The 17,558-nt window shown below is 70.0% G+C and carries 14 protein-coding genes and 1 pseudogene; 7 read left to right on the plus strand and 8 right to left on the minus strand.

Annotated elements, in window-relative coordinates; genetic code table 11:
* Window positions 1-2 precede the first annotated feature (2 nt).
* From AB0B45_RS25060 to sppA, 5 genes are all read left to right on the plus strand, one after another.
* Window positions 3-1,169 (plus strand): serine hydrolase domain-containing protein, encoded by a 1,167-nt coding sequence (locus tag AB0B45_RS25060; protein ID WP_358134706.1) that lies wholly within the window; start codon window positions 3-5, stop codon window positions 1,167-1,169.
* Between the two features lie 367 nt (window positions 1,170-1,536).
* On the plus strand, window positions 1,537-3,705 hold the full coding sequence (gene glgB / locus AB0B45_RS25065) for a 1,4-alpha-glucan branching protein GlgB (RefSeq protein ID WP_358134708.1): 2,169 nt from the start codon (window positions 1,537-1,539) through the stop codon (window positions 3,703-3,705).
* Window positions 3,706-3,795: 90 nt separating this feature from the next.
* Entirely contained in the window at window positions 3,796-5,679 is a 1,884-nt protein-coding gene (locus tag AB0B45_RS25070; protein ID WP_358134711.1) for a S8 family serine peptidase, read from the plus strand.
* Window positions 5,680-5,815: 136 nt separating this feature from the next.
* Window positions 5,816-7,525, plus strand: coding sequence for a S8 family serine peptidase (locus AB0B45_RS25075; protein ID WP_358134714.1), 1,710 nt, complete (start codon window positions 5,816-5,818; stop codon window positions 7,523-7,525).
* A gap of 737 nt (window positions 7,526-8,262) precedes the next feature.
* Entirely contained in the window at window positions 8,263-9,960 is a 1,698-nt protein-coding gene (sppA, locus tag AB0B45_RS25080) for a signal peptide peptidase SppA (protein WP_358134717.1), read from the plus strand.
* Between the two features lie 456 nt (window positions 9,961-10,416).
* Here sppA and AB0B45_RS25085 read toward each other — a convergent pair whose 3' ends face one another.
* Window positions 10,417-11,007 (minus strand): DinB family protein, encoded by a 591-nt coding sequence (locus AB0B45_RS25085; RefSeq protein ID WP_358134720.1) that lies wholly within the window; start codon window positions 11,005-11,007, stop codon window positions 10,417-10,419.
* Between the two features lie 86 nt (window positions 11,008-11,093).
* The gene (locus AB0B45_RS25090; RefSeq protein ID WP_358134723.1) at window positions 11,094-11,456 is read right to left on the minus strand and encodes a VOC family protein; all 363 of its coding nucleotides are present in this window, start codon (window positions 11,454-11,456) and stop codon (window positions 11,094-11,096) included.
* Window positions 11,457-11,529: 73 nt separating this feature from the next.
* Between AB0B45_RS25090 and AB0B45_RS25095 the strand changes: the two genes are divergently transcribed.
* Together AB0B45_RS25095 and AB0B45_RS25100 are read left to right on the plus strand one after the other, a co-directional pair.
* Window positions 11,530-11,943: a sigma-70 family RNA polymerase sigma factor gene (locus AB0B45_RS25095; RefSeq protein WP_358134726.1), complete on the plus strand. Its 414-nt coding sequence runs from the start codon at window positions 11,530-11,532 to the stop codon at window positions 11,941-11,943.
* Entirely contained in the window at window positions 11,891-12,592 is a 702-nt protein-coding gene (locus AB0B45_RS25100) for an RNA polymerase subunit sigma-70 (RefSeq protein ID WP_358134729.1), read from the plus strand. Before AB0B45_RS25095 ends, AB0B45_RS25100 begins: the two co-directional genes overlap by 53 nt.
* A 149-nt stretch (window positions 12,593-12,741) precedes the next feature.
* On the opposite strand, the gene AB0B45_RS25105 is transcribed toward AB0B45_RS25100, so the two are convergent.
* From AB0B45_RS25105 to AB0B45_RS25130, 6 genes and pseudogenes are all read right to left on the minus strand, one after another.
* Window positions 12,742-13,311, minus strand: coding sequence for an NAD(P)H-dependent oxidoreductase (locus AB0B45_RS25105; RefSeq protein ID WP_358134732.1), 570 nt, complete (start codon window positions 13,309-13,311; stop codon window positions 12,742-12,744).
* An 84-nt stretch (window positions 13,312-13,395) separates the two neighbouring features.
* Window positions 13,396-14,019 (minus strand): annotated as a pseudogene (locus AB0B45_RS25110) (flavin reductase family protein); the annotation flags it as partial.
* 105 nt (window positions 14,020-14,124) lie between these two features.
* Window positions 14,125-15,060, minus strand: a complete 936-nt coding sequence (locus AB0B45_RS25115) for an ABC transporter substrate-binding protein (RefSeq protein ID WP_358134734.1) — start codon at window positions 15,058-15,060, stop codon at window positions 14,125-14,127.
* A 36-nt stretch (window positions 15,061-15,096) separates the two neighbouring features.
* A complete protein-coding gene (locus tag AB0B45_RS25120) occupies window positions 15,097-15,768 on the minus strand; it encodes an ABC transporter permease subunit (RefSeq protein ID WP_358134737.1) in 672 nt (223 codons plus the stop codon).
* A complete protein-coding gene (locus AB0B45_RS25125; protein WP_358134740.1) occupies window positions 15,765-16,445 on the minus strand; it encodes an ABC transporter permease subunit in 681 nt (226 codons plus the stop codon). The genes AB0B45_RS25120 and AB0B45_RS25125 overlap by 4 nt, the downstream gene beginning before the upstream one ends.
* The gene (locus AB0B45_RS25130) at window positions 16,438-17,487 is read right to left on the minus strand and encodes an ABC transporter ATP-binding protein (protein ID WP_358134742.1); all 1,050 of its coding nucleotides are present in this window, start codon (window positions 17,485-17,487) and stop codon (window positions 16,438-16,440) included. The genes AB0B45_RS25125 and AB0B45_RS25130 overlap by 8 nt, the downstream gene beginning before the upstream one ends.
* Window positions 17,488-17,558 lie beyond the last annotated feature (71 nt).

Consider the following 17,558-nt stretch of genomic DNA (forward strand, 5'->3'; position numbering starts at 1 on the left):
TCATGCGTACACGCACGACTCGAGCGGGCCTCGGCCTGCTCGTCACCGGGGCGATGATGGCGGGAACCGCCATGACGAACCCCGCTGCCGCCGCGACCACGCCCGGCCACGCCGGGGTCCAGGGCGTGCTCGCCCGAGCCGTGAAGGAAGGCAGTGTTCCCGGCATCCTCGCCGAGGTCCGCGACGGCCATGGGCGATGGTTCGGCTCGGCGGGCGTGGCCGACACCAAGACCGGTCGCCAGCGCCGGCCTCAGCACCGGTTCCGCGTCGGCAGCACCACCAAGACGTTCGTGGCCACCGTGATGCTGCAACTCGTGGCCGAACGCAAGGTGAGCCTCGACGACACCGTGGAGAAGTGGCTGCCCGGCCTGGTCCGCGGCAACGGTCACGACGGCGCCGCGATCACCGTCAGGCACCTGCTCAACCACACCAGCGGGATCTTCGACTACCTCCGGGACCAGGAGGCGGTCAACCGCCACGACAACCCCACGCCCGAGCAGCTCGTACGGGTCGCCATGTCCCATCCGGCCACCTTCCAGCCCGGCGCGAGCTGGGAGTACTCCCAGACCAACTACGTCCTCGCCGGAATGGTCATCGAGCGGGCGACCGGCAGTACGCTGGCCGGCGAGGTCGCACGGCGGATCGCCCGCCCGCTCGGCCTGTCAGGGACCTACCTGCCACGCGGCGCCGACACGAAGATCCGCGGCCCCCACTCGCGGCACTACTCCAGGCTCAACCAGACCGGCCCCGACGCCAAGACGTACGACCTGACCGAGCTGAACCCCTCGCCGTTCTGGGCCGCCGGCGGCATGATCTCCACAGCCGGGGACCTCAACCGCTTCTTCGGAGCGCTGCTGGGCGGCCGGCTCCTGCCGCCCGCCCAGCAGCGGGAGATGTTCACCATGGTCCCGACCAAGGACTGGATCCCCGGCACCGGCTACGGCCTCGGCGTCTCCTCGGTGAAGCTGCCGTGCGGCACGACGGTCTGGGGCATGGGCGGCGCCATCTTCGGTTCGTGGTCGTACACCTACGGCACCCGTGACGGCAGGCACATGGTCGCGACCAACACCAACGGCGACTGGGCCGGCGGCGGCTGGAAGGATCCGATCGGCATCTTCACCGATGTGCTCCAGGCCGAGTTCTGCCCGGACGACTCCCCGACGCCCTAGCCTGCCTCAGCGCTCTTCTCCCGCCGGACCGCGCATTTCCGGGCACCCGGCGGTCGGGTGGTGAACGTCCGCCGGGTCCGCGGGAAAGCCACGTCGTAGAGCGGACGTTCGTTTGCGGGGTTATCGCGGGGGTTATGGGTGTGGCGGCGGCCCGAGCGGGCGAGCGGTGGTTAGCATGGCCACAGGCGATCATCGGCGCCCGCACCGGGTGTGAGCTGCGGCGGCCGACGAGCCGCGCAGGTTTCACGTAGTGATCATCGGGGTTAATCCGATTTTTCTGAAATGCCCGGCTCCAGAATTCGCATGGTGAGAGCGGGCAAGGGCATGGGTTGGAAGGTCGCTGTAGGGCAGGGTAAGGGGCATGCCGATGAGGACAGAGCTCGACCGTCTCGCGGGCGGGGCGCACCACGACCCGCATTCGATTCTCGGAGCGCACCTGGGCCAGGACGGGGTCACGTTCAGGACGCTGCGCCCGCTTGCCGAAGAGGTCGAGGTGATCTTCGACGACGAGGCGCGGCCGATGAAGCATGTCGCTCACGGCGTGTTCGAGACGACGGTGCCGGGCCTGGACAAGGTCCCCGACTACCGCCTGCGGGTGCGCTACAGCGGCGGCGAGCCGTACGAGATGCGCGACCCCTACCGGCACTGGCCCACCCTCGGTGAGGTCGACCTGCACCTGGTCGGCGAGGGCAGGCACGAGCGGCTGTGGGAGGCTCTCGGCGCGCGGACGATGCACCACGAGGACGTCGACGGCACCGCGTTCTCCGTCTGGGCGCCCAACGCGCGCGGCATCAGGGTGGTCGGCGACTTCAACCACTGGGACGGCGTGGCCCATCCGATGCGCTCGCTCGGCAGGTCCGGCGTGTGGGAGCTGTTCGTGCCCGGCGTGGACGTCGGCGAACGGTACAAGTTCCAGATCCTCGGCGCCGACGGGCTCTGGCGCGACAAGGCCGACCCGATGGCGCGCAGAACCGAGGTGCCGCCGCAGACCGCGTCGGTGGTCGAGCGGTCCGACTACGTGTGGGGCGACGCCGACTGGATGACCGAGCGCGAGACCACGGCGGCGCAGAAGCAGCCGATGAGCACCTACGAGGTGCACCTCGGTTCGTGGCGGCCGGGGCTCGGCTACATGGAGCTGGCCACGCAGCTGGCCGACTACGTGCAGGACATGGGATTCACGCACGTGGAGTTCCTGCCGGTGGCCGAGCACCCGTTCGGCGGCTCGTGGGGCTACCAGGTGACCTCCTACTACGCGCCGACCTCCCGCTTCGGCACCCCTGACGAGTTCCGCCACCTCGTCGACGAGCTGCACCAGCGCGGCATCGGCGTCCTGCTCGACTGGGTGCCCGCACACTTCCCGATGGACGAATGGGCCCTGGCCCGCTTCGACGGCACGCCTCTCTACGAGCACGCCGACCCGGCCCGCGGCGAGCACCCCGACTGGGGCACCTACGTCTTCGACTTCGGCCGCAACGAGGTGCGCAACTTCCTCGTGGCCAACGCGCTCTACTGGATGAAGGAGTTCCACATCGACGGGCTGCGGGTCGACGCGGTCGCCTCGATGCTCTACCTCGACTACTCCAGGCGCGAAGGCGAGTGGACGCCGAACGTCTACGGCGGGCGCGAGAACCTCGACGCGGTGGAGTTCCTGAAGGAGATGAACTCCGTCTGCTACAGGGAGGCGCCCGGCATCACAACGATCGCCGAGGAGTCGACCGCGTGGCCCGGTGTCTCGCGCCCCCTGCACCTGGGCGGGCTCGGGTTCGGGTTCAAGTGGAACATGGGCTGGATGCACGACACCCTCGCCTACCTGCGCCACGAGCCGATCTTCCGGCAGTACCACCACCACCAGATGACGTTCTCGCTGATGTACGCCTACAGCGAGAACTTCGTCCTCCCCCTCTCCCACGACGAGGTCGTCCACGGGAAGGGCTCGCTGCTGGGCAAGATGCCTGGCGACGAGTGGCAGCGGTTCGCGCAGCTGCGTGCGCTGTTCGCGTTCATGTGGGCGCATCCGGGCAAGCAGCTGCTGTTCATGGGCGGCGAGTTCGGCCAGGGGTCGGAGTGGTCGGAGGAGCGGGGGCTCGACTGGTGGGTGCTCGACTTCGACGGGCATCGCGGGGTGCAGAAGCTGGTCCGCGACCTCAACGCCATCTACCGGCAGACGCCCGCCCTGTGGGAGCAGGACACCACGCCTGACGGGTTCAGGTGGATCGACGCCGACGACGCGCCAGGCAACGTCTTCTCCTTCCTCCGGCGGGGGGTGGACGGGTCCGCGGTGGCGTGCGTGGTCAACTTCAGCGGGAGCGCGCACGAGGACTTCAGGCTCGGCCTGCCGCACGGCGGGCACTGGGAGGAACTGCTCAACACCGACGCCTTCGACTACTGGGGCAGCGGGGTGGGCAACCTCGGTTCGGTGGAGGCGTTCGAGGAGTCGCACCACGGCCTGCCGTACTCGACGACGCTGCGGGTGCCACCGCTGGGCGCGATCTGGCTGAAGCACACGCCGTCCGAGCTCCCGGAGGAGAGCGTGTGACGATGAACATTTACTGAGAAACGCCTACGTCCTCTGGGATATCCGGACAAAGCTCTCTACACTCCGAGATCATCACCCCTCGGAGGACGTGTGCGATTTCGACGCCTGATCGTGTGCTCGGTCCTGCTGGCATTACTTCCCGCCGCTCCCGCCGGCGCAGGTGAACCTCCCGCCACGCCGACACCGTCGCCCACCTCCACGGGCGCCGAGGAGAAGCTCGAAGAGGGCTTAGCCGTCACCGAGGGCACCGCCAGGGTCATCGTCGAGCTCACGGACGCCGCGCAGACCGCGCCCGTCGCCGCGCAGGCCGCGGCCGAGGAAGCCCAGGTGGTGCTCCAGCCGGCCGCCCAGCCGTTCATCGTCGTCGAGGGCACCGCGCAGGAGCTCGCCGCGCTGGCCGAGGACCCGCGGGTCGCCTCCATCCACCGCGACCGCGCCTACCCGCCCGCCGCCATCTCCAGCCTCCCCGTGATCGGCGCCGACAAGGTCCACGCCGGCGGCGCGACGGGCACGGGACAGGCCGTCGCGATCCTCGACACCGGCATCGACCGCGACCACCCCTTCTTCGGCAACCGGATCGTCGCCGAGGCGTGCTTCTCCTCCACCGAGTACGACGGCGTCGAGTCGCTGTGCCCGAACGGCCAGAGCCAGATGATCGGCACGGGCGCCGCCGACGCCGAGTACGCCAAGTGCCTGCTCGGCAGCGAGAACCTCTGCGAGCATGGCACCCACGTCGCGGGCATCGCGGCGGGGAGCGGCGGAGTCGCCCCCGGAGCGGGCATCGTCGCCGTCCAGGTGTTCAGCAGGGTCAACGACGAGGACACGTGCGGCGCCGCGGCCTGCCTGATGGCCTTCGAGTCGTCGCTGCGCCTGGCCATGGACCACGTCGCCTCGCTCGCCCCCTCCACGCCCATCGCGGCGCTGAACCTCAGCCTCGGCGGCCGCCTGTCCGACACCTCGTGCGACAGCAGCGAGGAGGGCCAGGTCTTCAAGCCGAAGATCGACGACCTGCTGTCCAAGGGCGTCGCGACCGTCGTCGCGGCCGGCAACGAGTACTTCGCGGGAACGTCGTTCCCCGCGTGCGTCTCCACGGCCGTCGCCGTCGGAGCCAGCGACAACAACGACCAGATCGCCGACTTCTCCAACACGGGACCGCTGCTCGACCTGTTCGCGCCGGGCGTCGAGATCGAGTCGTCGGTGCCGGACGACGTGATGGCGACCCACAGCGGCACCTCGATGGCTGCCCCGCACGTGGCGGGGGCGCTGGCCGTACTGAAGGCGGCCTTCCCCGACCAGGCGATCGGCGCGCTGGTCGACAAGCTGAAGGCCACCGGCAGGCCGTTCTCCTACCAGGTGAACGGCGCCCAGGTGATCACCCCGCGCCTGGATCTCGCGGCCGCCACGACGGGGGCCGCGCCGCAGCCCACCGCCACCCAGAGCGCTCCCGCCCCCGCACCCTCGGTGAGCGGGCCCTCGCCCGCGCCCTCGGACGAGAACCCGCAGTCAGGCGACCTCGACGATCCCGCCGACACTCCCGCCCCGACCCCCATCCCGCTGCCGACCATCACGGTGACGGTGACCGTCACCGCGACGCCTCCCGCCGCGCCCGCCGCCGTGTGCACCCGCGGTACGGCAGGCACCCCGATGACCGCCAAGCAGTGGGCGGTGGAGCTCTACCGCGGCACGGGACAGCTCTCGGACGAGACCCTCACCTGCTACCTGAAGCTGGCCCACAAGACGAGCAAGGTCTTCCCCGAGCTGACCAAGGCCTCGTCGCTCGGCAAGGCCTACAGGGTGCTGAAGACGTCGAAGGGCGCGCGGGCCACTCTCGACGGGGCGCTGCTGACGGCCTGGCTCAACTGGGCGCACGGCGCGACCTCGACCCTGGAGAAGGTCGACGCGGCGGAGAAGGTCAGGCTCGGCTCCACCTCGAGCGCCGCGCTGAAGAAGGCCGCCACCTCCCTCGGCAAGTAGCCCGGCAGGCCGGTCCCGTGTAACGGGGCCGGCCTTCACCACGTTACCCAAAAGACATATCGTCTCTCTTCTGACAACAAATGTCACATCTGTACACTCAAACTTCACAAATTGGATCACCCCCCTCGGAGGCACAGTGAGACTGCGGTCTCTCCTGGCTACTGCGGCCACCCTCGCCGCCGTTTCTGCCGGGCTCATCCAAGCCCCCGCGCAAGCCGCCGCGGACGACCCCATCACGAAGATCGACCCCGCGGTCAGGCTCAGTGGCACCCACCGGGCGATCGTCCAGGTGCAGAGCCCCGCGCAGGCCAAGTCCCTCGCCGCGACGGCCGAGGCGGTCGCCCCCAGCGTCGACAACGTCGCCCCCACCCCCGAGGCGCTCGCCGGACGGCTGGACTTCTTCGTCTACGAAGGCACCGTCGACGAGTTCAAGAAGATCGCCGGTCAGGCCAACGTCGTCTCCATCAGGGAGGACCACCTCAACTCGCCGAACCTGGTCAGGAGCACCGCCATCATCGGCGCCGACAAGGCCCACGCCGCCGGCGTGACCGGCGCGGGCAAGGCGGTCGCCGTCCTCGACACCGGCATCGACGGCGACCACCCGTTCTTCGGCGGCCGCATCGCCGCCGAGGCGTGCTTCTCCGCCGAGAACGCGGCCGACACCGCCACCTCCCTGTGCCCGAGCGGCGCGCCCTTCCAGCTCGGCGCGGGCGCGGCCAACGCCACCACCGACGCGTGCATGAAGAACGTCCCGCCCTCCGACGCCGCCTTCGGGATCTGCGCCCACGGCTCCCACGTCGCCGGCATCGTCGCGGGCAAGTCGCACCCCACGCAGCGCGAGCCCTCCGACGGCGTCGCCCCCGGCGCGACCATCGTGCCCGTGCAGGTGTTCAGCAGGTTCGCCAACACCGAGTACTGCGGCGGCGCCGAAAACACCCCGTGCGCGCTGGCCTACGACTCCTCCATCCTCACCGGGATGGCCTACGTCAACACGATCGCCAAGCAGTACAACATCGTCTCGGTGAACCTCAGCCTCGGCGGCGGCAAGTACGACGCCGCCTGCGACACCGGTGACGGCGCCGACTTCAAGGCCCGCACCGACGAACTGCTCGCCCAGGGCGTCGCCACCGTCGTCGCCGCGGGCAACGAGGGACACGAGGCGTCGGTCTCCTGGCCCGCCTGCGTCTCCAGCGTCGTCACCGTCGGCTCGACCGACGTCGAGTACCCCCAGGTCGGCACCCACACCGACGACATCTCCTCCTTCAGCAACCGCGGCGAGATGCTCGACCTCTTCGCGCCCGGCTGGCCGATCTTCTCCTCCGTCCCCGACAACAAGTACGCGGGCTTCGGCGGCACCTCGATGGCCGCCCCGCACGTCGCCGGCGCCTTCGCGCTGATGAGGGAGAAGCTGCCCACCGCCACGGTCGACGAGGTCCTCGCCAAGCTCAAGGCGGCGGGCAAGCCGATCACCTACACCAGCGCGGGCAAGCAGATCACCACCCCGCGCCTGGACGTGTACAAGGCCCTGCCGCACGTCGAGTGCGCCGCGACCTACACCAACCGCGCCACGTGGCCCGGCGGATTCCAGGCGAACGTCACCGTCAAGAACACCGGCAGCCTGCCCAGCAAGAGCTGGAAGGTGAGCTGGACCTTCCCCGACGGCCAGAAGGTGCAGACCCTCTGGCAGGGCACGTACACCCAGAACGGTGCTGACGTCACCGTGACGAACGCCAGGTGGAACGGGAAGCTCGCCGTGAACGCGACGACCCAGTTCGGCTTCAACGGGAAGCTGCCGCGCGGCGGGGCCAACAACCCGCCCGCCACACTGACCTGCACCGCCGCCTGACCGCCACACCCCTCAAAGGCCACGCCCATTCCTCACGGGCGTGGCCTTTCCTGTCGCACGACATTCCGGCGCCCCGCCCGTTCCTCGGCGTCAGTACGGCAAGCGGGGTCGTTCGCCGCCGCGGGTTCTCACGGCGGCCCGTTCCTCGGCGTCCATACGGCAGGCGGGGTCACGCGCCACCGTGGGTGCGGGGCTGGCCTCTGTCCAGGGACACGCTTCACCGGGTGCGCGGGGCGGGCCGCCGTCACGGGCGGTTTCACCGGACGCCGTGAGGGCGGGCACCGCAGTGCCGGCCCCGGCCTTCGTCAAGCGCTTCCCCTGAGGGCACCGCCGCCTGAGGGCACCGCCGCCTGAGGGGCGCCGTGACGGCGGGGAGCGGTGTCCTGCTGGGCGGCGCGCCTTCGACGGACTGGACCGGGTGACCACGGAGGCGCCGGACCGGCTTGCCGTACGAGATGGGCCCTCGGCGGCGGGCCCCCGGATCACGAGCTCCCGGGACCCACGCGACCACGGGACGCATGGCCCTCGGACTGCAGGACCTCCGGCCCACGGGACCCACGAGACCTACGGAACCCACAGGACCCAGGAGACCCACAGGACCCAACGGGACCCTTGGACCACGGGATCACTGGATCGCGGGGCCGATGGGGTGTGGGAAGTGCCGGATTGGTCGGCTGTGCGAGATGGAGGGGATGGGGGCGCTCGCGGGCGCAGGGTCGTCGCTTAGGGTGACATTTATGGACGCGACCAAGGTGATCGTTGACAGCGTTGACCGGTTCAGGCAGCGGCGCACCGCGCCGCTCATCCTCGAACTGGATCTCACCGAGGGGCTGACCGACGGCCCGCCCACGGACCCGCTCGCCGCGATCCTCTCCATGCGCAGGCCGCGCCTGTCCGACGTGCTGTCCGGCCTGAAGCGCGCCAGGGACGACGCCCGCGTCAAGGCGCTCATCGTCAAGATCGGCGGCGCTCCGCTCGGCCTCGCGATGGTCCAGGAGCTGCGCCAGGCCGTCGTCCACTTCCGCGCGTCGGGCAAGCTGACCGTCGCCTTCGGCGAGACGTTCGGCGAGTTCGGCCAGGGCACGATCCCCTACTACCTGGCCAGCGCCTTCGAACGCGTCTACCTCCAGCCCAGCGGCGACGTCGGGCTCACCGGCATCGCGCTCGAGCAGCGCTTCCTCAAGGGCACGCTGGACAAGCTCGGCATCGGCTACGAGGTCGGCAAGCGCCACGAGTACAAGACCGCCGCCAACACCTTCACCGAAGACCACATGACCGAGGCCCACAAGGAGTCCTACGGCAGGCTCGCCGAGTCGATCATCGAGCAGGTCGTCGCGGGCGTGGCGGAAGGGCGCAGGCTCGACCCCACCAAGGTCAGCGAGCTGATCGACAAGGGTCCCTTCATCGGCGCCGAGGCGGTCGAGGCCGGGCTCGTGGACAGGCTCGCCTACCGCGACGAGGTGTACGAGGAGGTCAAGCAGGCCGCGGGCGCCGACGCCCACCTGCAGTACGTCTCCAGGTACGCGCGCGCACTCTCCATCCGCAAGCTTCCCCACCCGACCGCCGACAGCGTCGCGCTCGTTCACGGCCACGGCATGATCAAGCTCGGCCGCAGCGGACGCAGCCCGCTCGGTGGCGGCGGCGCCATGGGCTCCGACACCATCAGCGCGGCGATCAGGTCCGCGCGCAAGGACGATCACGTCAAGGCCGTGGTGTTCAGGGTCGACAGCCCCGGCGGCTCCTACGTGGCCTCCGACGCGGTGTGGCGCGAGATCGTCCTCACCCGCAAGGTCAAGCCGGTCATCGTGTCGATGGGGGACGTGGCCGCGTCAGGCGGGTACTTCGTCTCGATGGCCGCCGACGTCATCGTCGCCCAGCCCGGCACGCTGACCGGGTCCATCGGCGTGTTCGGCGGCAAGGCGGTCCTCGGCGGGCTGCTGGAGAAGGCCGGGGTGACCACCGACCTGATCACGCAGGGCGCGAAGGCGGCGATGTTCTCCTCCATCCGGCCGTTCTCGCCCGAGGAGTGGGACAGGGTCAACGCCTGGCTCGACCGCATCTACGACGACTTCGTGGGCAAGGTGGCCGACGGTCGCCACCTGACCAGGGAGCGGGCCCACGAGCTGGCCCGCGGACGCGTGTGGACCGGCGCCGACGCGCGCGAGCACGGCCTCGTGGACGAACTCGGCGGGCTCGAGGACGCGCTGGGGATGGCGCGCAAGCGTGCGGGCCTGGCGTCGGACTCGCCGGTGCGGACCTACCCCCGGGTGCATCCGCTGGAGCGGCTGCGCGGGGCCGAGTCCAGCGAGGACAAGGCGGCGGCGCTGACCAGGGTGCGGCTGGAGGCGTGGGGGCCGTTCGCGCGGCTCGCGGGCGAGCTGGGCCTCCCCGCATACGGCCCGCTCCTGCTGCCGGGAGAGTTCGTCATCCGCTGACCCGTCCGCACGACCGCCGGCCGCCCCAGCGAGAACCACCACCGTTCGCCCGTACGGCCGGCGGCGGCCCCAAGCCGCCACCGTCCGCACGGCCCGACAGCTGTTCCCCATCAGGACCGGCACCACAACCCACCTGCCGGTCCCCTATGAAGACCGCACTCCCGTCGCCCCGCACGTGGCCGCGCTGATGGCGAAGCCGGCCAGCAGAGCCTCCACCGCGAAGGCGAACCGCTCGCCGTCGTCGGTGCCTTCACCGGTGCGGGCCGCGCGAACCAGCAGCGGATACTCCTCCTCGTCCAGCCCCGCCAGCCAAGCCGCGGACCCCGCCTCGCCCGCACTTCGGGGAGTTCGGGGCGGAGGCGCAGCAGTTGATCGCCGAGGAGGACACGGTCGTCGCCCGGCTGCTGGTGCGCCCCATCGGGTGACCGTCCCCTGCGCAGGCGACAGCCGGGTGGTTCAGTTCTGGCTGACCTGCCGCGCCACGCGCGCCAGTTCGTTGCGATGGTGCTCCCACCACGACTGGTCGCCCTGTGGCATGAAGTCGTCGCCCTCCCGCAGTCCGGTGGCGCCGTCGATCAATTCTCTGACGATGTCGGAGTGCCCGGCGTGCCGGTGGGTCTCGGCGATCACGTGGACCATGACTCGGTGCAGCGTCGCCTCGCGGTGCTCCTCGGGCCACCACACCACGTGGCCGACCGCGTCCAGTTCCAGCGTCTTGATCGTGGCGTCCGAGTGGGCCCACGCCCGCTGGTACAGCCCGACGATGTACTCGCGGGACTGCTCAGGTGTGGCCCACATGTCCACGTTTGCTTCCACATCGGGACCGATCCAGGGCACCGGTTCGTCGAAGTGGCGGCCGAACACGTATCCCAGGTACCCCACCTCGACGCCGGTCAGATGCTTGACCAAGCCCAGCAGGTTGGTGCCGGTCGGCGTCAGCGGGCGGCGGATGTCGTACTCCGAGAGCCCGTCCAGCTTCCACAGCAGGGTTGCGCGGGCGTCCTGAAGGTAGTGGTGAAGATCTGCTTTCGGATCTGTTCCGGTCATGCTCGTCTGTCTCCTGTCGTCGGTCATGACCTCTCGCGCGTCCGCGACGGAGGGGTCAGGTGGTCGGCGTCCGGCGGGCCGGGAGGTCAGGGGCCCAACAGGCCCACGGCGTTGCCGTCGGGATCGGTGAACACGGCGATCCGCCCCTGCCCCGGCACGCTCGTCGGGTCCAGCGTCCGGCTCCCGCCGAGTTCCTCGGCCCGCTGGAGCGCGGCGTCGACGTCGTCGACCGGGAAATACGCGACGATCCCCGTGTACGGGCTGCCGGGCCCGGCCTGGCCGATCCCGCCCGCCGGCCGGCCGCCTTCCCCGGCCACCAGCGTGTAGGTCTCGTCGAGAACGTTCATCCGCCAGCCGAACATCTCCTGGTAAAAGCGTCGGGCTCGCGGGGCGTCGGGGGTGGAGATGTCGAACCACGCGGGCGCGGGGTGGTGTCCGGTCGGCGTCATGGGAGTCCTCCTGGCGGGGCGGTCATTGCTCGGTCGAAAGGGAGACTCCCGCCGTAGGGCAGAATCATCGCTCGTGAGCGACATTTCTTCGCCGACCGCGGACACGGCAGTGGAGGGTGCCGTGGACCCGGACCCGGACCCGGACCTGGCCCGGGCGCGCGACGGCGACGGCCACGCGTTCACCCGCCTCGTGGAGCCGCTGCGCAGGGACCTGCACGCCCACTGCTACCGCATGCTCGGCTCCACCCACGACGCCGACGACGCCCTGCAGGACGCTCTGCTGCGGGCGTGGCGGGGGCTCGCGCGTTTCGAGGGGCGCGGCTCGCTGCGCTCGTGGCTCTACACCGTGGCCACCCGTACCTGCCTGGACATCGTCGAGGCCCGCGGCAAGCGGGCCCTGCCCGTCGACCTCGGCCCGTCCAGCGACCGCGTCGTTGTCGGCCGCCCCGCTCACCGACGTCGCCTGGCTGGGCCCGTACCCCGATAGGGGCCTCACCGGCGCCCCTGCCGGCCCGGACGCGCGCTACGAGCAGCGCGAAGCCGTCGAGCTCGCCTTCGTCGCGGCCCTTCAACACCTGCCGGGCAACCAGCGGGCGGCGCTGCTGCTCTTCGAGGTTCTGGGCTTCTCCGCCGCCGAGATCGCCACCATGATGGACACCTCGACCGCGTCGGTGAACAGTGCCCTGCAGCGTGCCCGCTCGATCGTGGCCGAGAAGATCCCCTCCCCCACCCAGCAGCGGACGCTGCGGGAGATCGGCGACGCGCGCCTGCGCGAGATCGTCGCCGGATACTCCGCCGCGCTGGAACGCGGCGACGCCGACGCCCTGGTCGCGCTGCTCACCGAGGACGTCACCTGGTCGATGCCTCCGCTCGCGCACTGGTACCACGGCCTCGAGAACGTCATCGACTTCGCCGTGAAGGTCCCGCTGACCGCGTGCGGCTCCTGGAGGCACCTTCCGACCAGCGCGAACGGCCAGCCCGCCGTGGGCTTCTACCTGTGGAAGGACGAGGCCGGCGCGTACCTCAGCTGGTCGATCACCGTGCTGACCCTGCGTGGCGAGCGGATCGCCGAGATCACCACGTTCATCGGCCCCGAGCACTTCGCGCCCTTCGGGCTCCCCGCCTCGCTACCCTGACCCGGGCTGAAGGATCGGCGGCGGCCACGGCCCCGCCGGCGCGGGCCGTGCCGGTATTCGCGGCCGAGCCGCATGCCGGTCGTCGCTTTCGCTGCCGGTTCGCCTGAGACCCTGAGCAGGGGGCCTTCCTGGACGAGGCCGCGTATCGGTCAGTCGGTGGTCGGCGGGGTGACGAAGAAGGATTTGGCCCTGGTCAGCGCGTCGTGGTCGGTCGTCATCTCGCCAGGACGGTTCGCGAAGCCCAGCAGCGCGCCGCCCCAGCGCCCGCCGAAGTACTCCGCGCACAGCCGCAACGTCCCCACCATCGGGTCGGCCACCACCATGTCGTCCTCGCTGACCGCGCTGATCGCCCACGTCGTCTTGTCGGCCATGCGGCGCTTGAAGTCGACCCCGGGCACGCGCATCCACCCCGACCAGTAGTCGAGGTAAAGCTTGGTCGTCGCCGAAACGGTGTACCAGTAGAGCGGCGAGGCGATCACCAGGTCGGTGGCGTCGAGCGTGGCCTCCAGCAGTACGCGCTCGTTGCCCTCGGGCACCGGGTAGACGCCCTCGCCCGCGTGCCTGATGTCGCGGAACGGCGTCAGCGGAAGGTCGTCCAGGTTCAGCCAGCGTTGCTCGGCCCCCTCGGGAAGGTGCTCGGCCGCCGCCCTGGCCAGGGTTTCGGTGTTGCCACCCGGCCGGGCACTGCCCAAAACGAACAGGAACCTACGCTCGGTCATCCGCGCCTCCATCCCGAGATCTATGCACGTGCATGTTACACGCCCGCTCTCTCGGGACCCAGCCGCCTACACCGACCGATAGCGCCCGCGGAGCCGTACGAGAGGAAGGGGGGTCGGGTTGACGTAGTCGACCGCGAGCACCCTCGCCACGAAGAGGGTATGATCGCCCGCCGGCACCACCTGCGACGTCTCCGCCTCCAGCGCGGCCACCCCGCCGTCGACGACGAGCGCCTCGCTGCACGGGCCGCGGTGATGCGGGGCCCCGGCGACCAGATGGCGGGCGCTCGGACGGCCCGACGTGGCGAACCTGCTGGCGATGGCGGCCTGATCCGCCGACAGCAGCGACGCGGCCCAGCGGTCCTGCCTGAGGAGCACCTCGGCGAGGTAGCCGCGGCTGGCCAGGCTGGCGAGCACGAGCGGCGGCTCGACGGAGACGGACATCAGGGCGGACACGGTGACGCCCACGTCGTCCCTGCCATCCCGTACGGTTATCACGGCGACCCCCGCCGCGAGCTGGGCCATCGCCTCGGTGAACTCGCTCACCCGACCACTCTGGCACATATCGATCACCAATCCGCAGCCGGTCAAGCCCCTGGACCCCGCACTGCTCGCGGCCGCCAACTGCCGCACCCGGGTGGCGTCGAGCAACCAGCGGATCACCAGCACCGCCTGCTTGAAGCAGCTCAATGTACGGGTGCCGCTGCGGGTGCCCTGGGGTTTCGGGGGGATGCCCATGAAGAGCGCTGCCCGAGCCGCAGGCGAGGACCGCGCTCTACCCCGGTGAACGGCCATGCCGTTCACCGGGGGAAAGGGCTACAGGAGGCCGTTCGTGGTCAGCCAGTCCTTTGCCACCGTCGCCGGGTCGTCCTTGTCCACCGAGATCTTCTGCATCATCTGCGTCAGGGTCTCCGTGGTCAGCTTGGCCGACACCGCGTTCAGCGTGGTCTTGATCGTGTCGTTCGTCGCCGCCTTGTTCACCAGCGGCGTCACGTTCTGGGCGCTGAAGACGTTCTTGGGGTCCTTCAGCGACACCATGTTGTTGATGATGATCTTCGGGTCGGTCGTGAAGACGTTGCCCGCCTGCACGGTCCCGTCCTTGATCGCGTCGGCCGTGGTGTCACCCGTGGGCTTCCACTCCTTGAACTCCAGGCCGTAGACGTCCTTGAACTGCTGCTCGCGACGCTTCTTGAACTCGGGCGGACCGCCGACCGCCATGTTCTTGGACACCTTGGCGAGGTCCTCGATGCTGGTCAGCTTGTACTGGTCGGCCGTGGCCTTGGTGACCGTCAGCGAGTCGTTGTCCTGCGCGGGCGAGGAGTCGAGGATCTCGAGCTCGGCGGGCAGCTTGCTCTTGAGCTCACCGTTGACCTGCTCCATCGACGCCGCGGTCGACTTGGGGTCGACGAAGAACAGCAGCGCGCCGTTGTACTCGGGCAGGATGGTCAGCCCGCCGCTCTTGACCTGGCTGTAGATGACCTCGCGGCTGCCGATGTTCGGCTTCTCCGTGACGTTCACACCCTTGGCCTTGAGCGCCTGGGCGTAGATGGAGCCCAGCAGAACGCTCTCGGGGAAGTTGAACGAGCCCACGATCGCCGTTCCCCCGCCGGACGCGGGCGCGCTCCCTGACGGGGCCGCGCTGGCGGAGGTGGTGTCCAGCGGGTTTCCGCCGCTGCTGCCGCCGCCACCACAGGCGGACAGGGTGAGCATCGCCGAGAGCAGCACCGCCGCGGTGCCGAATATACGCCTCATGCTTATTTCCCTTCTAAACGGGGGGTATTGGAGAGATTATCGAACCCGCAGTCGCCGGCTCACCCCCGGGGACACCGTCACCCTCTGCGCGAGCGTGAACAGCCCCTGTACGGCGAGAGCGAAGGCGACGATCAGTACAGACCCGCCCACCACGCTCTCGTAGTCCTGTGTCGCCAATCCGTCGATGATGTAACGTCCGAGCCCGCCGAGCCCGACGTAGGCGGCCACCGCGGCCGTCGCCACGACCTGGACGGCCGCCAGCCGCAGCCCGAGCATGATGAGCGGCAGCGCCACCGGCACGAGCACCTTGAACAGCACCTGCGGCCCGCGCAACCCCATCCCGTAGGCGGCGTCGCGCAGCTCGGGGTCGACTCCCCTGATGCCCTCGAAGGTGTTGACGAGGATCGGCGGTACGGCCAGCGCCACCAGCGGGATCAGCACCGGCCAGATCGAGGCGGTGCCGAGCAGCAGGACGATCAGCACCAGCAGACCGAGCGTGGGAAGCGCCCTGGCCAGGTTGGCGCTGACGACCACGATGACCGAGCCGCGTCCCGTGTGCCCGACCAGCAGGCCGAGCGGGATCCCGATGAGCGCGGCGAGCACGAGCGCCGCCGCGGAGAAGCCCAGGTGTTCGAGCAGCCGCACGGGGATGGCGCCGGACCCCGACCAGTTGGCGGGATCGGTGAAGAAGTCGATGAGCCAGTTCACGACGCCCTCCTGGCCCGCACCCACGGCGTGAGCAGTCGTTGCGCGGTCAGCACGATGCCGTCGCCGACCAGGGCCAGCAGCACGATGAGCACGATGCCGGCGATGGCGGGGGTGTAGAAGTCACGCTGGAAGGCGTCGGTGAACAGGTTGCCGAGCCCGCCCTGCCCGATGAGCGCGCCGACGCTGACCAGGCTGATGCTGGAGACGGTGACCACGCGCAGCCCCGCGAGCACGACGGGCACCGCGATCGGCAGCTCGACCTGGACCAGGCGGCGCAGGGGCGTGAAACCCATGGCCACCGCCGACTGCCTGACGTGGTCGGGCACCGCCCCCAAGCCGTCGACGACGGCCGGGACCAGCACGGCGAGCGCGTAGAAGGTCAGCGGGATGATCACGGTCAGCTGGGTGAGCCCCGTCTCCGGGATCAGCAACATGAACAGCGGCAGCGACGGCAGCGCGTAGATCACGTTCATGATGCCCGCCGTGGGCTGGTAGAGGAAGCGCCAGCGCACGCACGCGAGCCCGAGCGGCACCGCGACGAGCAGCCCGAGCAGGACGGGCACCAGGGACATCACGACGTGCGCCTGGAGGAGGTTGACGATGCTGTTCGGCGAGTCCGAGTTCCAGTTGCTCTCGACCCAGCTCCACCTGAACAGCGGCTGGCCGTCGTCATCCATCGGCGGCCTCCGCCAGCGCTTCGTCGAGCGCTTCCCTGGTCGCGATGCCCACGACCTTGCCCTCGGCATCGACGGCCACCGCCTGCCCCGACGGTGACAGCAGGGCGGCGTCGAGCGCCGCGCGCAGGGAGTCCTTGCCGTGGACGTAGGTTCCGAACGGCTCGTCCCGCCCCTGCCAGCCGACCGGCCTGCCGTCCTCGGAGACGACCATGAGCAGGCCGTCGGACGCGGCGGCCGTACCCGGTGAAGAGGAGGAGACGACCAGGTCCGTGCGCAGCCGCAGGTGCTCGGTGGAGACGAACGACAGCCGCCTGATGCCGCGGTCCTTGCCGAGGAACTCGCGCACGAAGTCGTCGGCGGGCTCCGACAGCAGCGTCTTGGGCGCGGCGAACTGGGCCAGCTTGCCGCCGACGCGCAGCACGGCCACCCGGTCGCCGAGCTTGATCGCCTCGTCGATGTCGTGGGTGACGAAGACGATGGTCTTGTTCAGCTCCGACTGCAGCCTGAGCAGCTCGTCCTGTAGCGAGGTACGGACGATGGGGTCGACCGCGCTGAACGGCTCGTCCATGAGCAGCACGGGAGGGTCGGCGGCCAGCGCGCGGGCCACGCCCACGCGCTGCTGCTGGCCGCCGGAGAGCTGGAAGGGGTAGCGCTGGGCCAGCTTGGGATCGAGCCCGACCCGCTCCAGCAGCTCCATGGCCCGGTCACGTGCCTTCTTCTTGTCCCAGCCCAGCAGGTACGGCACGGTCGCCACGTTGTCGACGATCTTGCGGTGCGGGAACAGGCCAGCCTGCTGGATGACATAGCCGATGCCGCGCCGCAGTGTCGGGGGATCGATCTTCTTGACGTCGGCGCCGTCGAGCAGGATCTGCCCCTCGCTGGCGTCGATCATCCTGTTGATCATCCGGAGCGTCGTGGTCTTGCCGCATCCCGAAGGGCCGACCAGGACGGTGATCCGTCCGGTCTCCGCTTCAAGGGACAGGTTGTCGACGGCCACGAAGCCGTCGGGATACCGCTTGGTGACAGCGTCAAATGTGATCATGCGCGACCTCTCGCTCGACCGGCGGGGCCGCGGCCCGCCCCATGATCTCTGGGCGACAGACTACGGCGAGC

Origin of the sequence: Nonomuraea sp. NPDC049152, assembly GCF_040648355.1 — a bacterium.
GTDB lineage: Bacteria > Actinomycetota > Actinomycetes > Streptosporangiales > Streptosporangiaceae > Nonomuraea.